The organism is Pseudomonas sp. LBUM1653 (genome assembly GCF_059716115.1).
Genome location: NZ_CP166803.1, coordinates 1,319,825 through 1,335,280, shown reverse-complemented (window position 1 = coordinate 1,335,280; position 15,456 = coordinate 1,319,825). Strand labels below are relative to the sequence as shown.

Annotated in this window: 17 protein-coding genes; 6 read left to right on the top strand and 11 right to left on the bottom strand. The window is 58.8% G+C overall.

The window, feature by feature from the left end:
• Window positions 1–157 precede the first annotated feature (157 nt).
• Together ACA054_RS05975 and tsaA are read left to right on the top strand one after the other, a co-directional pair.
• Window positions 158–928, top strand: a complete 771-nt coding sequence (locus tag ACA054_RS05975) for an SDR family oxidoreductase (RefSeq protein ID WP_497688584.1) — start codon at window positions 158–160, stop codon at window positions 926–928.
• 174 nt (window positions 929–1,102) lie between these two features.
• Window positions 1,103–1,801, top strand: a complete 699-nt coding sequence (gene tsaA / locus ACA054_RS05970; protein ID WP_497688583.1) for a tRNA (N6-threonylcarbamoyladenosine(37)-N6)-methyltransferase TrmO — start codon at window positions 1,103–1,105, stop codon at window positions 1,799–1,801.
• Window positions 1,802–1,973: 172 nt separating this feature from the next.
• Here the strand turns inward: tsaA and fpr are convergent, their stop codons facing one another.
• Window positions 1,974–2,753, bottom strand: a complete 780-nt coding sequence (gene fpr / locus ACA054_RS05965) for a ferredoxin-NADP reductase (protein ID WP_008054100.1) — start codon at window positions 2,751–2,753, stop codon at window positions 1,974–1,976.
• A gap of 140 nt (window positions 2,754–2,893) precedes the next feature.
• Between fpr and ACA054_RS05960 the strand changes: the two genes are divergently transcribed.
• On the top strand, window positions 2,894–3,820 hold the full coding sequence (locus tag ACA054_RS05960; RefSeq protein WP_497688582.1) for a LysR family transcriptional regulator: 927 nt from the start codon (window positions 2,894–2,896) through the stop codon (window positions 3,818–3,820).
• On the opposite strand, the gene ACA054_RS05955 is transcribed toward ACA054_RS05960, so the two are convergent.
• The 3 genes from ACA054_RS05955 to ACA054_RS05945 all read right to left on the bottom strand — a co-directional run bounded on the left by ACA054_RS05955 (window position 3,817) and on the right by ACA054_RS05945 (window position 5,869).
• Window positions 3,817–4,179: a diacylglycerol kinase gene (locus ACA054_RS05955; RefSeq protein ID WP_034149863.1), complete on the bottom strand. Its 363-nt coding sequence runs from the start codon at window positions 4,177–4,179 to the stop codon at window positions 3,817–3,819. The genes ACA054_RS05960 and ACA054_RS05955 overlap by 4 nt on opposite strands.
• 76 nt (window positions 4,180–4,255) lie before the next feature.
• Window positions 4,256–4,906: a response regulator transcription factor ErdR gene (erdR, locus tag ACA054_RS05950; protein ID WP_497688581.1), complete on the bottom strand. Its 651-nt coding sequence runs from the start codon at window positions 4,904–4,906 to the stop codon at window positions 4,256–4,258.
• A 219-nt stretch (window positions 4,907–5,125) separates the two neighbouring features.
• Window positions 5,126–5,869 (bottom strand): tRNA-uridine aminocarboxypropyltransferase, encoded by a 744-nt coding sequence (locus tag ACA054_RS05945; RefSeq protein WP_497688580.1) that lies wholly within the window; start codon window positions 5,867–5,869, stop codon window positions 5,126–5,128.
• A 186-nt stretch (window positions 5,870–6,055) separates the two neighbouring features.
• On the opposite strand from ACA054_RS05945, the gene ACA054_RS05940 reads away from it, so the two are divergent.
• Complete coding sequence (locus tag ACA054_RS05940) at window positions 6,056–6,478, top strand: PA3611 family quorum-sensing-regulated virulence factor (protein ID WP_497688579.1); 423 nt, start codon at window positions 6,056–6,058, stop codon at window positions 6,476–6,478.
• 5 nt (window positions 6,479–6,483) lie between these two features.
• Here the strand turns inward: ACA054_RS05940 and ACA054_RS05935 are convergent, their stop codons facing one another.
• Window positions 6,484–6,678 carry a hypothetical protein gene (locus ACA054_RS05935; RefSeq protein ID WP_497638227.1) on the bottom strand — a complete coding sequence of 65 codons (195 nt, stop codon included), beginning with the start codon at window positions 6,676–6,678 and terminating at the stop codon, window positions 6,484–6,486.
• 478 nt (window positions 6,679–7,156) lie between these two features.
• On the opposite strand from ACA054_RS05935, the gene ACA054_RS05930 reads away from it, so the two are divergent.
• On the top strand, window positions 7,157–8,275 hold the full coding sequence (locus tag ACA054_RS05930) for an LOG family protein (protein WP_497688578.1): 1,119 nt from the start codon (window positions 7,157–7,159) through the stop codon (window positions 8,273–8,275).
• Window positions 8,276–8,318: 43 nt separating this feature from the next.
• On the opposite strand, the gene recX is transcribed toward ACA054_RS05930, so the two are convergent.
• The 6 genes from recX to ACA054_RS05900 form a co-directional block, all read right to left on the bottom strand.
• Window positions 8,319–8,786: a recombination regulator RecX gene (gene recX / locus ACA054_RS05925; RefSeq protein WP_497688577.1), complete on the bottom strand. Its 468-nt coding sequence runs from the start codon at window positions 8,784–8,786 to the stop codon at window positions 8,319–8,321.
• An 8-nt stretch (window positions 8,787–8,794) separates the two neighbouring features.
• Window positions 8,795–9,853, bottom strand: a complete 1,059-nt coding sequence (recA, locus tag ACA054_RS05920; protein WP_497688576.1) for a recombinase RecA — start codon at window positions 9,851–9,853, stop codon at window positions 8,795–8,797.
• An 83-nt stretch (window positions 9,854–9,936) separates the two neighbouring features.
• Window positions 9,937–10,437 carry a CinA family protein gene (locus tag ACA054_RS05915; protein ID WP_497688575.1) on the bottom strand — a complete coding sequence of 167 codons (501 nt, stop codon included), beginning with the start codon at window positions 10,435–10,437 and terminating at the stop codon, window positions 9,937–9,939.
• Between the two features lie 77 nt (window positions 10,438–10,514).
• Window positions 10,515–11,078: a glycoside hydrolase family 19 protein gene (locus tag ACA054_RS05910; RefSeq protein WP_497688574.1), complete on the bottom strand. Its 564-nt coding sequence runs from the start codon at window positions 11,076–11,078 to the stop codon at window positions 10,515–10,517.
• Between the two features lie 194 nt (window positions 11,079–11,272).
• Window positions 11,273–11,623, bottom strand: a complete 351-nt coding sequence (locus ACA054_RS05905; RefSeq protein WP_497688573.1) for a phage holin family protein — start codon at window positions 11,621–11,623, stop codon at window positions 11,273–11,275.
• Between the two features lie 260 nt (window positions 11,624–11,883).
• Complete coding sequence (locus ACA054_RS05900) at window positions 11,884–12,618, bottom strand: LexA family transcriptional regulator (protein WP_497690252.1); 735 nt, start codon at window positions 12,616–12,618, stop codon at window positions 11,884–11,886.
• A gap of 202 nt (window positions 12,619–12,820) precedes the next feature.
• Between ACA054_RS05900 and mutS the strand changes: the two genes are divergently transcribed.
• Window positions 12,821–15,400, top strand: a complete 2,580-nt coding sequence (gene mutS, locus ACA054_RS05895) for a DNA mismatch repair protein MutS (protein ID WP_497688572.1) — start codon at window positions 12,821–12,823, stop codon at window positions 15,398–15,400.
• Window positions 15,401–15,456 lie beyond the last annotated feature (56 nt).

Sequence of the window (15,456 nt, the reverse complement as noted above, 5' to 3'; positions counted from 1 at the left end):
GCTGCGATCTTTTGATTTTTAAAAACAAGATCAAAAGATCGCAGCCTCCGGCAGCTCCTACAAGGCCGTATGCCCCCCCATTCCGCGCAAAAATAGTGGCTCCGCTTCCGGCGACTGACGACTAGGGTGTAATGACCTTCAGCCCTCAGGATTCGCCATGCATCCCTACTTCTCCCTGCAAGGCCGCACCGCACTGGTGACCGGCGGCACCCGCGGTATCGGCAAAATGATCGCCAAGGCCTATGTCGAGGCTGGCGCCACCGTCTACGTCTGTGCCCGCGATGTCGAAGCCTGCCGGCAAACCGCCGACGAGCTCGGTGCGCTCGGACGCTGCCACGGCGTGGCCGCCAACCTGGCCACTGAAGAAGGCGTGCAGCAGCTGGCCACGCGGCTGGGTGAGCAGATGACCCACCTCGACATTCTGGTGAACAACGCCGGCACCACGTGGGGGGCGCCATTGGAAAGCTACCCGATCAAGGGCTGGGAAAAGGTCATGCAACTGAATGTGACGTCAGTATTCAACTGCATCCAGCAGTTTCTGCCACTGTTACGCAAAGCCGGTTCACCTGCGAACCCGGCACGGATCATCAATATCGGTTCAGTCGCCGGGATTTCTTCCTTCGGCGAACAGGCGTATGCGTATGGGCCAAGTAAAGCGGCCCTGCATCAGCTTTCGCGGATCCTGGCGCGGGAACTGGTGAGCCAGCACATCAACGTCAACGTGATCGCACCGGGGCGCTTTCCGAGCAAGATGACCCAGCATATCGGCAATGATGAACAGGCATTGGCGCAGGACACCGCGTTGATCCCGATGAAGCGCTGGGGCCGCGAGGAAGAGATGGCAGCACTGGCGATCAGCCTGGCGAGTACGGCCGGGGCCTACATGACCGGGAATATCATTCCGCTGGATGGTGGGTTCAGCCTCTAAATCGGCGGTGTGGCCTTCGCGAGCAGGCTCGCTCCCACAGGATTTACTGTGCTGTGGCCGAACGAGATCTACTGTGGGAGCGAGCCTGCTCGCGAAGGTGCCAGCACAGGCACCACTGAATTCAGGTCGATCGGGTTATCATGCCCTCCTTTCCCCCCGCCTCGACCGCCAACCATGACCTACAGCGTTTCTCCCATCGGCTTCGTCCGCTCCTGCTTCAAGGAGAAGTTCGCCATCCCACGCCAGCCGCAACTAGCCCCGGCCGCCCGTGGCGTACTGGAACTGGTGGCGCCATTCGATCAGGGCGATGCAGTACAGGGCCTGGAACAGGTCAGCCATGTCTGGCTGCTGTTCCTGTTCCATCAGGCGCTGGAGGAAAAGCCGCGGCTGAAGGTCCGCCCTCCTCGCCTCGGCGGCAACAAATCCATGGGCGTGTTCGCCACGCGCGCCACCCATCGGCCCAATGGCATTGGCCAGTCCGTGGTCAAACTGGACAAGGTCGAAGCTGATCGCCTGTGGATATCCGGGATTGATCTACTGGATGGCACACCGATCCTCGATGTCAAACCCTACGTGCCTTACGCCGACATCATCGACACAGCCACCAACAGCATCGCCAGCGCCGCGCCGCTGTTGATTGCCGTGCAGTGGACGGACTCGGCCCTGCAACAGGCTCACGGGCATGCTCAGCGCCTTGAAGAGCCCTTGGTTGAGCTGATTGAGCAATGCCTGGCGCAAGATCCGCGACCGGCGTACCAGACGCCTGCGCCAGAACGGGAATATGGTGCGCAATTCTGGGATGTGGATGTGCGCTGGCATTATCCGACGCCGAAGCTGATCCGCGTGCTCGAAGTCATTCCCGCGAAGATATAACCGCCAGAAACGAAAAAGCCCGCGCTACCTTTTCAGGTGACTCGGGCTTTTTTACCACCGCAAACCAATGTGGGAGCGAGCTTGCTCGCGATGGCGGTCTGACATTCAGAATCAATGTCGGCTGATCTACCGCTATCGCGAGCAAGCTCGCTCCCACAGGGTCGTGGTGTTCTTATTTCTCTACGAACGCACGCTCGATCAGGTAATCACCCGGCTCGCGCATGCGAGGCGATACTTTCAGGCCGAAGCTGTTCAACACTTCGCTGGTCTCGTCGAGCATGCTCGGGCTGCCGCACAGCATGGCACGGTCGTCCTGCGGGTTGATCGGTGGCAGGCCGATGTCGCTGAACAGCTTGCCGCTGCGCATCAGGTCGGTCAGGCGACCTTCGTTTTCGAACGGCTCGCGGGTTACGGTCGGGTAGTAGATCAACTTGTCACGTAGTGCATCGCCAAAGAACTCGTTCTGCGGCAGGTGCTCGGTGATGAACTCGCGGTAGGCGACTTCGTTGACGTAACGTACGCCGTGGCACAGGATCACTTTTTCGAAACGCTCGTAGGTCTCCGGATCCTGGATGACGCTCATGAACGGCGCCAGACCGGTACCGGTGCTGAGCAGGTACAGATGTTTGCCAGGCTTCAAGTCATCCAGCACCAGCGTGCCGGTAGGCTTCTTGCTGATGATGATCTCGTCGCCTTCCTTCAGATGTTGCAGCTGGGAAGTCAGCGGACCATCAGGCACCTTGATGCTGAAGAACTCGAGATGCTCTTCCCAATTCGGGCTGGCAATCGAGTAAGCGCGCATAAGCGGGCGGCCGTTGGGTTGTTGCAGGCCGATCATCACGAACTGACCGTTCTCGAAGCGCAGGCCCGGATCACGGGTGCACTTGAAGCTGAACAGAGTGTCGTTCCAGTGATGAACACTGAGGACACGCTCGTGGTTCATGTTGCTCATGTACGGGGACTCCTGGAGATTGGGTCTGCGCTTGCTCTTTCAGTGAAGAGACCTGCGGTGCGCAATTGCATCGCATTCTAATAGCGACGACAATATCTGTTAACTGGATTATTAAGATAAGGGTTATCGGTTATATCGATATGCGATTTACTCTCCGTCAACTTCAAGTGTTCGTTGCCGTCGCCCAGCAGGAAAGCGTCTCCCGTGCTGCGGGCCTGCTCAACCTCTCACAATCGGCGGCGAGCACATCAATTACCGAGCTGGAGCGCCAGTGCAGCTGCCAGCTGTTCGATCGCGCCGGCAAACGGCTGAGCCTCAACGCCCTCGGCAAACAGCTGCTGCCCCAGGCGGTAGCTTTGCTCGACCAGGCCAAGGAAATCGAAGACCTGCTCAATGGCAAGTCCGGTTTCGGCTCACTGGCAGTGGGCGCAACCCTGACCATTGGCAACTACCTCGCGACCCTGCTGATCGGCGGTTTCATGCAACGCCACCCGGAAAGCCAGGTAAAGCTGCACGTGCAGAACACCGCCAATATTGTGCAACAGGTTGCCCACTACGAAATTGACCTGGGTCTGATCGAAGGCGATTGCAACCACCCCGACATCGAAGTGCAAAGTTGGGTCGAAGATGAGCTGGTGGTCTTTTGCGCACCACAGCACCCGCTGGCCAGACGCGGCACCGCGAGCATGGAGGAGCTGAGCCAGGAAGCCTGGATCTTGCGTGAACAAGGCTCAGGCACACGCCTGACGTTCGATCAGGCCATGCGCCATCACCGTAGCGCGCTGAACATCCGCCTGGAACTGGAGCACACCGAAGCCATCAAGCGCGCTGTAGAGTCCGGTCTGGGAATAGGCTGTATCTCGCGACTGGCGCTACGGGATGCGTTCCGCCGCGGCAGCCTGGTAGCGGTGGAGACTCCGGACCTGGACCTGGCGCGACAGTTCTATTTCATCTGGCACAAGCAGAAGTACCAGACCTCGGCGATGCGTGAGTTCCTCGACCTGTGCCGCGCGTTCACCGCCGGGGTGCAGCGCAGCGACGAGATCGTTCTGCCATCGATCGCTTAAAGCAGAATCACCGCCCAGACCAGCGCTATCATGGTCAAGGCCACGAATTGCGCGGCACTGCCCATATCCTTGGCGTTCTTTGACAACGGGTGCAATTCAAGGGAAATGCGGTCGATGGCCGCTTCCACGGCCGAATTGAGCAACTCGACGATCAGCGCCAGCAGGCATACCGCAATCAGCAACGCCTGCTCGACACGACTCACGTTCAAGAAGAACGACAGCGGGATCAGGATGACATTGAGCAACACCAGTTGCCGAAAAGCGGCTTCGCCGGTGAAGGCTGCGCGCAGGCCGTCCAGCGAGTAACCGGAAGCATTGAGGATACGTTTCAGGCCGGTCTGGCCTTTGAAAGGTGACATAAGAGTAGGAACTGACCAAAAAGGGAGTGGGAAAGCTAGATTAACCAAAGTCAAAAAAGCGTGAAGGCGGCAGCGCTTAATGGCTTGAAATTGACTCAAGTTGTTGCAACAGCAACGCCGCCTGGGTGCGGGTCCGCACATTCAGTTTACGAAAAATCGCGGTCACGTGGGCCTTGATGGTCGCTTCGGAAACACTCAGTTCGTAGGCAATTTGTTTGTTCAGCAACCCTTCGCAAACCATGGTCAGCACCCGGAACTGTTGCGGAGTCAAGCTTGCAAGGCCTTCACTGGCCGCCTTGGCTTCAGCGGAAACGCTGACGGCTTCGAACGCCTGCGGTGGCCAGAAAACATCGCCATCGAGCACCGCGCGCACAGCTTTCTGGATAACACTCAAGTCGCTGGACTTGGGTATGAAACCGCTTGCACCAAATTCGCGGGATTTCACCATGATCGTCGCTTCTTCCTGGGCCGAGACCATGACGACAGGAATTTGCGGATACTGGCCGCGCAACAGCACCAACCCGGAAAAACCATACGCGCCCGGCATGTTCAGATCCAGCAGCACCAGGTCCCAGTCAGCCTTTTCGGTCAGGCGTGTCTCCAGCTCGGCAATGCTCGCCACTTCCACCAGGCGCACATCCGGGCCCAGGCCCAGGGTCAACGCTTGATGCAGGGCGGAACGAAAAAGAGGATGGTCATCGGCAATCAGGATTTCGTATGTGGCCATTTTTCAAATGATCCTGTTTTTCATGGGATGCCCGATGCATTCGGGTATCGCCAAAACAACTCGAGGTAACAGCTACGGTGCTGCACCAACAGGGCACGTTCAACGCAAAAAACGGCGTTTCAAACTCTGGCCGCACCCTAATCGGCGCCAAGCATGCCCAGCGAAACCGGGGTGGTCAAGCGACATGGCCGGTACACTTTATTGCAGCTTCGGCGACAATCAGTCCATCAATGCCACTGCTGGCTGAACATAGGGCATCAACTCGGTGTGCGCTGGGGTCGAAACGTTCATTTCCAGCTGACGCTTGGCATCGAGGTAATGCTGGCTGAACACATCGAAATAAGCGTCCAGTGCCGAGGCGGCCTCTCCATCTCCCGCAAGATCGAGACACAACGCCGCCACTTCCGCGGTGCACAGGTGCTCGCTGCGGGTGGAGCGGCGCAATTGATAGCGGGAGAGCTTTTCGGGCAACAGGCTAAGAATCGGAAGCGCGTCGAAATAGGGGCTTTTGCGGAAAATCTTCCGGGCTTCGGTCCAGGTCGCGTCCAGCAAAATGAACAGCGGCCGCCTGGTCTGGTCGACTGCCACGCTGTGAGTCACCCGCTCGGGCGCGACATATTCACCCGGGAACACCAGATAAGGCTGCCATTGCGGGTCGGACAGCAACGTCAGTAACTGTTGATCGACTTCGGTACGCGACCAGATGAATGCATGGTTGTCGTGCACCACATCGGCAATCAGCCAGCCGGTGTTGCTGGGCTTGAACACTTCCTTGCCAGTCATGATCAGGCACACCCCGGAGCGAGTCTCGACCTGCGGGCGCCAGGCGCACAGGCAGTGACTTTCGATCACGCGGCAAGCGCGGCACCGTGTTGCCCGCCACCCACGGGCCTGGATCGGCTTGATACCTTCCTCTTCGCGCTGGTCGCGCAGACGGGCTACGGCGTTGGAAGCATGGTTCATCGCAGGCCACGCCGGCAGAAAAAAGAGATCGACACGAAAAGCACTCGCAGGATGAAAGTGCAGGCAGTTTACCAGACCCTCCGGTGCAAACCTGTACCGTCCAGGCCTGGTCCCCTATAATTCGCCGCCACTGAACGCACAGTCATGTGGTGGGTCAAACCCCCATCACTGCCCCAGGAGAGTTTCATGCTGCGCCTTATCGTTCCCACCGCTGCCATTCTGCTGGCGTCGTCCTTCAACGCTCAGGCTGCGTCCTTGAGTGAGCAGAATCTGAACAGAGAGCTGCGAAACGTCGCCACCCAAAGCAGCGTCGGCACGCCACGGGCGATCAGTGAAGACATTCTCGATCAAGGCTACACGGTCGAAGGCAATGTACTGATCAACCACCTGAGCGTGCAAAGCAGTCATGCCAACAAGATGCGCGCCGACCCCAAGGCCGTGTACTTCCAGCTGGGCGCCTCGGTATGCAACAACCCGTCCTTCCGCAAGCTGATGGCCAAGGGCGCGGTCATGCGTTACGACTTCACCGAGGTAAAGACCAACCGTGCGGTTGGTTCTGCAAGCTATCAGGAATCGGATTGCCCGAAAGCGACCCAGAAGAAAAAGTAAGTAAGTCAGTGGGATTTTGCGCGCCGCTGCTCATCCTCGGCGCGCAGTTCCGCCACCAGCGCCTGCAAATAGCGTGAACGTTGCTCTGCGCCCATAAGACGCCGGCAGCACTCTTCCTCGAGACTCAAATGATTGATCTCGGCTGATGACTTCAGCAATCGATACAGTTGCGTATCGATCTCCAGAATGACCCTGGCCATGGTTTACGGCTCCCTGCACTTCACTCGTGATCAGCGGTAAATCCTTGAACCGCTTGTACCCTGCGCCCTACCTTTGACGCCAAGTTGTCGTGTGGTACCTGTAACTTAGTAAATCAGAGTACCGAACACTCGGGGAGGGTTCAGACGAGCGGTGAAACCACCTTGCAAATCGTCAATAAACGGTTGCCAGGAAAGACTTTGCGGCGCAATGATCGAGGCAGCACGAATCATCGCAAGGGTCTAGATTTCAGGTATCTACGTTCATTTTTTCAGGGCAGGAAAAACGGCCGCCCGTTACGTCTTGCGCTCTGCGAACGTTTCTTTCATCCAAGGGAAAAACAGAGCCGGTATGGATGACCCGATCAGGGTCAAGTGAATTGCCCAGGCATGGGCCTGGGCAGACAGCGACACATGAAGTGTCGTGGCGTCGACGCTTCAATGGTCGAAGCCGATGGCTCTGTGCAGAAGGAGAAGTTGAATGCCTTACCAACCGAATGACCTCCTGAGCCGTCATTTTGAAGAAAGCGGCCACGACCTCATCAGCAAGGTCGAAGAACAGCTCAAACTGGTTTCACCCAATAGCCCGAACATCCCGATCTACCGCGACATGATCCTGACCGTGCTGCGCATGGCCCAGGAAGACCACAACCGCTGGAATGCCAAGATAACCCTGCAAGCCCTGCGCGAACTCGAGCACGCGTTCCGTGCGCTGGAGCAGTTCAAGGGGCGACGCAAAGTCACAGTCTTCGGCTCCGCACGCACGCCAGTGGAACACCCCTTGTATGGCCTCGCCCGGGAACTCGGCGCCGCCCTGGCGCGCTCGGACATGATGGTCATCACGGGCGCGGGAGGCGGCATCATGGCCGCGGCCCACGAAGGTGCTGGTCTGGAACACAGCCTGGGATTCAACATCACTCTGCCCTTCGAGCAACATGCCAACCCCACCGTTCAGGGCACGACCAACCTGCTGCCCTTCCATTTTTTCTTCACGCGCAAGCTGTTCTTCGTCAAGGAAGCGGATGCACTGGTGTTATGCCCAGGCGGTTTTGGCACCCTGGACGAAGCGCTGGAAGTACTGACGCTGATCCAGACGGGCAAAAGCCCATTGGTGCCCGTGGTGCTGCTGGACGCGCCGGGCGGTAAATTCTGGCAGGGCGCACTGGACTTCATCCACCATCAACTGGAGGAGAATCGCTACATCCTGCCCACCGACATGAAGCTGGTGAAACTGGTCTACAGCGCCGAGGAAGCGGTGGAGCAGATCAACCAGTTCTACAGCAACTACCACTCCAGCCGCTGGCTCAAGCACCAGTTCGTGATTCGCATGAACCACAAGCTCAGTGACCTGGCACTCGAACACATGCAGGAGGCATTCGCCGACCTGTGCCTGAGCGATCAATTCCATCAACATGCCTATAACGGCGAGGAGCACGACGAAGCACGGTTCAGCCACCTGGCACGGCTGGCCTTCACCTTCACCGCCCGTGATCACGGCCGGCTGCGCGAGTTGGTGGATTACATCAACCTGCCGGAAAACTGGGCACAAACCCAGCCACCGGCGCAGCAGCGTACGCGAGAGCCATTAAAGGTTACGTGAGGCAAAAAAAACGGCCCGCTATCGAAATAGCGAGTCGTTTCAGTCAATCGTCCATCCCTCGGCCGCTGAACAAGCGGCTGATCATTTCCATGGAGTATCCCCGATACGCCAGGAACCTGCCTTGCTTGGCACGCTCCCGGACGTCTATCGGTAATTGCCCGGAGAACTTGCGCCGCCAGGTGTCTTGCAATTGTTCCTGCCAGTCGATGCCGCTCTCGCGCAGCGCGAGTTCGATGTCGCTACGTTGCAGACCACGCTGACTCAACTCTTCACGAATGCGTAAAGGGCCATAGCCGGAACGGGCACGGTAGGAAACGAAGCTTTCAAGGTAGCGGGATTCGGACAACAAGCCCTCTTCCGTCAATCGGTCGAGTGCTGTTTCGATCATTTCGGGGAGAGCGCCGCGCTGACGCAGTTTACGCGTCAGCTCGACTCGACCATGCTCGCGTCGTGCGAGCAGGTCCATTGCGGTTCGCCGCACCGCGACGAGGGTATCGAGTACGGCGGTCATCGGATCAATCAGATATCAGCGTCAGCCAGATCGTCTTCAGTCTCTTTGACCGCAGAAGCCTTGGAGTCCGCTACCGAAGACGGAGACAGCAGCTTGTCACGCAGTTGCTTCTCGAGCGTTGCGGCAATATCCGGGTTATCCGCCAGGTACTTGGCCGAGTTGGCTTTACCCTGACCGATCTTGGTGCCGTTATAGGCGTACCAGGCACCGGACTTCTCAACGAAACCGTGCAGAACACCCAGGTCGATCATCTCGCCGTTGAGGTAGATGCCCTTGCCGTAAAGAATCTGGAACTCGGCCTGACGGAACGGCGAAGCCACTTTGTTCTTCACAACCTTGACGCGGGTCTCGCTACCGACGACTTCATCGCCTTCTTTCACCGCACCCGTGCGGCGGATATCCAGACGAACCGATGCGTAGAACTTCAGCGCGTTACCACCGGTAGTAGTTTCCGGGCTACCGAACATCACGCCGATTTTCATGCGGATCTGGTTGATGAAGATCACCAGGCAGTTGGCGTTCTTGATGTTACCGGTGATTTTACGCAGAGCCTGGGACATCAGACGGGCTTGCAGGCCCACGTGCATGTCACCCATTTCGCCTTCGATTTCAGCTTTCGGCACCAGCGCCGCCACGGAGTCGACGATGATCACGTCGACCGCATTGGAACGCACCAGCATGTCGGTGATTTCCAGGGCTTGCTCACCGGTATCAGGCTGGGACACCAGCAGGTCGTCGACGTTGACGCCCAGCTTGCCGGCGTACTCAGGGTCCAGGGCATGCTCGGCATCGACGAATGCGCAGGTCGCGCCGGCTTTCTGGGCCTGGGCGATCACGGACAATGTCAGTGTGGTTTTACCGGAAGATTCAGGACCGTAGATTTCAACAATGCGGCCTTTTGGCAGGCCGCCAATGCCCAAAGCGATGTCCAGACCCAGAGAGCCAGTGGAGATGGCCGGGATTGCCTGACGGTCCTGATCGCCCATACGCATTACGGCACCCTTGCCGAATTGACGTTCGATCTGACCCAGGGCCGCAGCCAAGGCTTTCTTCTTGTTGTCGTCCATTAAAGTCCTCACGTAATCAATAAGGCCTGACGGCCAACACCTGTATAAGTAGACAGTATTATTCCACAGCGTTTGCGGATCGCCTACCCCTGATTTGAGATTTCTCCCGCGGCATGGCGCAGCAGCCCCTCTAGCGCGGCCCTCACCGTTTGTCGGCGGACCTCGTCGCGGTTGCCGGCAAAGTGCTGCACCTCGCTGAACACCTGGTCGTCGACGCCCCACGCAAGCCATACGGTGCCCACCGGTTTGCTTGGCGAACCGCCGTCCGGCCCAGCCACACCACTGACCGCCACGGCAAAACGTGCACGGCTTTTTTCCTGTGCTCCACGGACCATGGCCTCGACCACCTCCCGACTGACCGCCCCCACAGTTGAAAACAGCTCGGTCGGAACATTCAGCTGGAGAGTCTTCTGTCGGTTGGAATAGGTGACATAACCGGCTTCGAACCATGCCGAGCTACCCGGGATCCGGGTAATCGCCTCGCTGATACCGCCGCCCGTACAGGACTCGGCGGCGGTGACGTGGGCATTGAGAACCTGCAGGCGCCTGCCGAGTTCAGCGGCCAGCTGAGTGATTTCTTTCACGGTGATCTCCTGATCGGACAATGAGGCCTAACGTACACGAGCGAATAGCGCTTGCAAGTTACAGGGACCCGCCAGGATCAGATCGCAGACGGGCATAACACGGCCTTTGCCCGCTCCCAAAACAGCAAACGATCCTGCAGCCCGTTCAAGCCACCATTGATCCGTCGGGTAATACTGTTGAACTCATCAAAGTCGGCCAGTTCATTGAGGCCGTTTCGCTCCCAGAACCAGGCTGCGGATTCGGCGGCCCACTGAGGCAGCTCCAACAGTTCGGGTTGGTGCAACAAGCGCTCATCACCAAAAAGTGCCCGACTGCACTGCAGGTAATTACTGCGGCCGGTGACCTGGATCAGACCACGGCCCCGATAGCGTTGACCGTCGTCGTCGGGCTCAGGGGAATTACCCAGGCGTAGGGCCAGGTCCCCGGTATCGTATTTCTCGAAATATTTCTCGTTGCCCAACTCTCGCACATGCTGCAACTCCCCCGACTCGTGGCCGATTTGCGCCAGGAAGGCGGCCATGCGCCCGGGGGTACTGATATTACGACGTTCCATGGCGTTATTAAGGGTAAGAATGTACAGGCCCGCCTGAGTGCGGGCACCTGGAAAAATCATGAGTAACTGTTGCTCGGTGAGGCGCATCGCTCGCTCCTTTGATTGATGCATGAAGCTCGAAAGGTGGGGAGAAATCCCTCCAGCGGCGTGGTGGGCGCCTTGCCCCGAACGCAAGATTACAGAAACGCCCCCCGCATGCCTCACCTGCAATTGTTGCGCAGTGTTGTGCCGTCGAACGTCGCAGCACTTCGACTCATGGCAAACAGCAAAGCGACAGCCATTCACTGTTGGTCGGGGCGAGAATCACGCGGCGGCACGTCATCTATACCGATACGTCTGGCCACCCAGCGCCCATACAATCCGACGGCCATGTCGGCCCCGGCTATCGCGGTGAGGCAACCGAAGGCGCCAGCGGCCCAGATCGACATCCCGGCGGCGTACAGCAACATCATGGCCGAGACGCCGCAAACCATGCAGGCCCCGGAGCGCAAGGCCAGTCGTCGCAGCAATGACCAGCCACGGGCACCCTCCTTGTCGGCGCGCCACATTTCCCCGGACACCCCGCTGACCACTGCGAGCGCGACGACGAGCCAGATCGGCAGGTCCAGCAACAGTTGTTGCTCGTTTGTCATGTCAGGCCTCCAGGGTGTTTGGTTTGCGATGCATGCGGTTGGGCACAAGACTATGCATGAATGCATATACAGTCAATGCATAAATGCATTTTTAGAAGGGCAAGAAATGCACCGCATTACATGCTGAACGCAAAAAAACCTGGGTCCTTCCCTGTAGGAGCCAGGCTTGCCGGCGAAGAACGATAACGCGGTATTGTAGATACACCGCGGTGTCTGGTTCGCGGGCAAGCACCGCTCCTACAAGGCGGGCAAACGAAAGGTTAGCGAGCGTACATGCCCCACCAGAACACATGACCCAGGATCAGGATCTGCTCTTCCTGCATTTCCAGGAAAGAGTAGTCCTCGTCTGGATGCTCATCGCGGTTGAAGCTGCGCAGGCGAATCCCTGTGGGCAGTCGATACAGCTGTTTCACCCGCAGCTGGCCGTTATGGTTGATGGCATAGAGATCGCCATCGACGATATCGCCAATCCCGCGCTTGCCGGCGTTGACGCCCACCGTGGCACCGTCGCGCAACACCGGCAGCATGCTGTTGCCGCGCACCGTCACGCATTTGGCCTGGTCGAACTGCACTCCGTTATGACGCAGGCTGCGCTTGCCAAAGCGCAGGCTGGCACGCTCGCTCTCTTCGATGACGAATCTTCCTGATCCTGCCGCCAATTCAACCTCGCGAAGAAAGGGTACCGAGACCTCGTCGTCATCGATGGGGGTGTCGTCGTCCCACAGACTGATGTCGGTGAGTTGAGAATGCGCGGCTTCACGCCGGGTACTCAACGCCTGCGCGATGACCGCCCGGCCACGCAACTGATCGGTGCTGACGGCGAAGTATTCGGCGATCTTCGAGATGTGTTTATCCGAGGGATCGACAATCTTCCCGCCGAGGATGCGCGAGAGAGTGGATTGAGGTACGCCGGTGCGACGGTGAAGCTCCGTGGGGGAGATACCGTGCTGATCGAGCAGCGTTCTTAAAACGGTCGAAACATTGCGTTTTTGCATAATGCGCATATTGCTCGAAGTTTTTTGTCACGACAAATGCTTATTTGCATAACTCATGCATGAATCATCAATAAAGACGTCACCCGGCCGCGATGCCTGCGTCGACAAGACTGCACATGGTAACCTTGCGCCCATCGCGGAAAAGCCGTGCCAATGCCCGCTTTTGCCCCACACCTTTTGAACGAGTTTTCCTGGCAAACCGATGAATAAAGCCCTCTCCGACCTGTCCTCGCACACCCCGATGATGCAGCAGTACTGGCGCCTGAAGAACCAGCACCCTGACCAATTGATGTTTTATCGCATGGGCGACTTTTACGAGATCTTCTATGAAGACGCGAAGAAGGCTGCCAAGCTCCTCGACATCACCCTGACCGCTCGCGGACAGTCGGCCGGCCAGGCGATTCCGATGTGCGGCATTCCTTACCACGCCGCGGAAGGTTATCTGGCGAAACTGGTGAAGCTCGGCGAATCCGTGGTGATCTGCGAGCAGGTCGGCGACCCGGCCACCAGCAAAGGCCCGGTGGATCGTCAGGTGGTGCGGATCATCACCCCGGGTACGGTGAGCGATGAAGCGCTGCTCGATGAGCGACGGGACAACCTGATCGCCGCTGTTCTGGGTGATGAGCGCCTGTTTGGCCTGGCGGTGCTGGATATCACCAGTGGCAACTTCAGCGTGCTGGAAATCAAGGGTTGGGAAAACCTGTTGGCGGAACTGGAGCGCGTCAATCCAGTGGAATTACTGATCCCGGATGACTGGCCCAAGGATCTGCCGGCCGAGAAACGTCGCGGTGTTCGTCGCCGCGCACCGTGGGATTTCGAGCGTGATTCGGCACTGAAGAGTCTTTGCCAGCAATTCTCGACCCAGGACTTGAAAGGTTTCGGTTGCGAAAACCTGACCCTGGCCATCGGTGCCGCCGGTTGCCTGTTGGCCTATGCCAAAGAAACCCAGCGCACTGCCCTGCCGCACTTGCGTAGCCTGCGCCACGAACGCCTGGACGATACCGTGGTGCTGGACGGTGCGAGCCGCCGCAACCTGGAACTGGACACCAACCTGGCCGGTGGCCGCGACAACACCCTGCAATCGGTGGTTGATCGTTGCCAGACCGCCATGGGCAGCCGCCTGCTGACTCGCTGGCTGAACCGCCCACTGCGTGACTTGAGCGTTTTGCTGGCGCGCCAGACCTCGATCACCTGCCTGCTTGACGGCTACCGTTTCGAAAAGCTGCAACCGCAGCTCAAGGAAATCGGCGACATCGAGCGCATTCTCGCCCGAATCGGCCTGCGCAATGCCCGTCCACGGGACCTCGCTCGCCTGCGTGATGCCCTTGGCGCGTTGCCGCAACTGCAAGTGGCAATGGCCGAGCTTGAAGCGCCGCACCTCAACCAACTGGCAACCACCACCAGCACCTACCCGGAACTGGCGGCATTGCTGGAAAAAGCCATCATCGACAACCCGCCCGCGGTGATCCGTGATGGCGGCGTGTTGAAAACCGGTTACGACAGCGAACTCGATGAACTGCAATCGCTCAGCGAGAACGCCGGGCAATTCCTGATCGACCTCGAAGCCCGCGAAAAAGCCCGCACGGGCTTGTCTCACCTGAAAGTCGGCTACAACCGCATCCACGGCTACTTCATCGAACTGCCGAGCAAGCAGGCCGAGTCCGCACCCGCCGACTACATTCGCCGCCAGACCCTCAAGGGTGCCGAGCGCTTTATTACGCCGGAACTGAAGGCCTTTGAAGACAAGGCGCTGTCAGCCAAAAGCCGTGCCCTGGCGCGGGAGAAAATGCTGTACGAAGCACTGCTCGAAGACCTGATTGCCCAGTTGCCACCCCTGCAGGACACCGCGGCAGCGCTGGCCGAGCTTGACGTTCTGAGCAACCTGGCCGAACGGGCGCTGAACCTCGACCTGAACTGCCCGCGCTTTGTCAGCGAGCCATGCATGCGCATCAACCAGGGTCGCCACCCGGTGGTTGAACAGGTATTGACCACCCCGTTCGTCGCTAACGACCTGAGCCTCGACGACAACACCCGCATGCTGGTAATCACCGGTCCGAACATGGGCGGTAAGTCCACTTATATGCGGCAGACGGCGCTGATCGTGCTGCTGGCGCACATCGGCAGTTTTGTCCCGGCAGCCAGCTGCGAGTTGTCCCTGGTCGACCGGATTTTCACCCGGATCGGCTCCAGTGATGACCTGGCCGGCGGACGTTCGACCTTCATGGTCGAGATGAGCGAAACCGCCAACATCCTGCACAACGCCACCGAACGCAGCCTGGTGCTGATGGACGAAGTCGGCCGTGGCACCAGCACCTTCGACGGCCTATCCCTGGCGTGGGCGGCGGCGGAGCGCCTGGCGCATTTGCGAGCCTACACCTTGTTCGCCACCCACTACTTTGAGCTGACGGTCCTGCCGGAAGCTCAGCCGCTGGTGGCCAACGTGCACCTCAATGCCACCGAGCACAACGAACGTATCGTGTTCCTGCACCACGTGCTGCCAGGGCCTGCCAGCCAGAGCTACGGCCTGGCCGTTGCACAGTTGGCCGGTGTGCCCAGCGAAGTGATCGTGCGTGCCCGTGAGCACTTGAGCCGGCTGGAAGACACCGCCCTGCCCCATGAAACACCTGCGCCTGTCAAAGGCAAACCGGCCGCGCCGCAGCAGAGCGACCTGTTCGCGAGCCTGCCGCATCCGGTGCTGGATGAACTGGCCAGACTCGATCTGGACAACATGACACCACGTCGCGCGCTCGAAATGCTCTATACACTAAAGACACGGGTCTAACGCATAGGCTTGCAAGCTGTTAGAATCTCGCGCGGTTTGGGATGCTGCAGGCTATT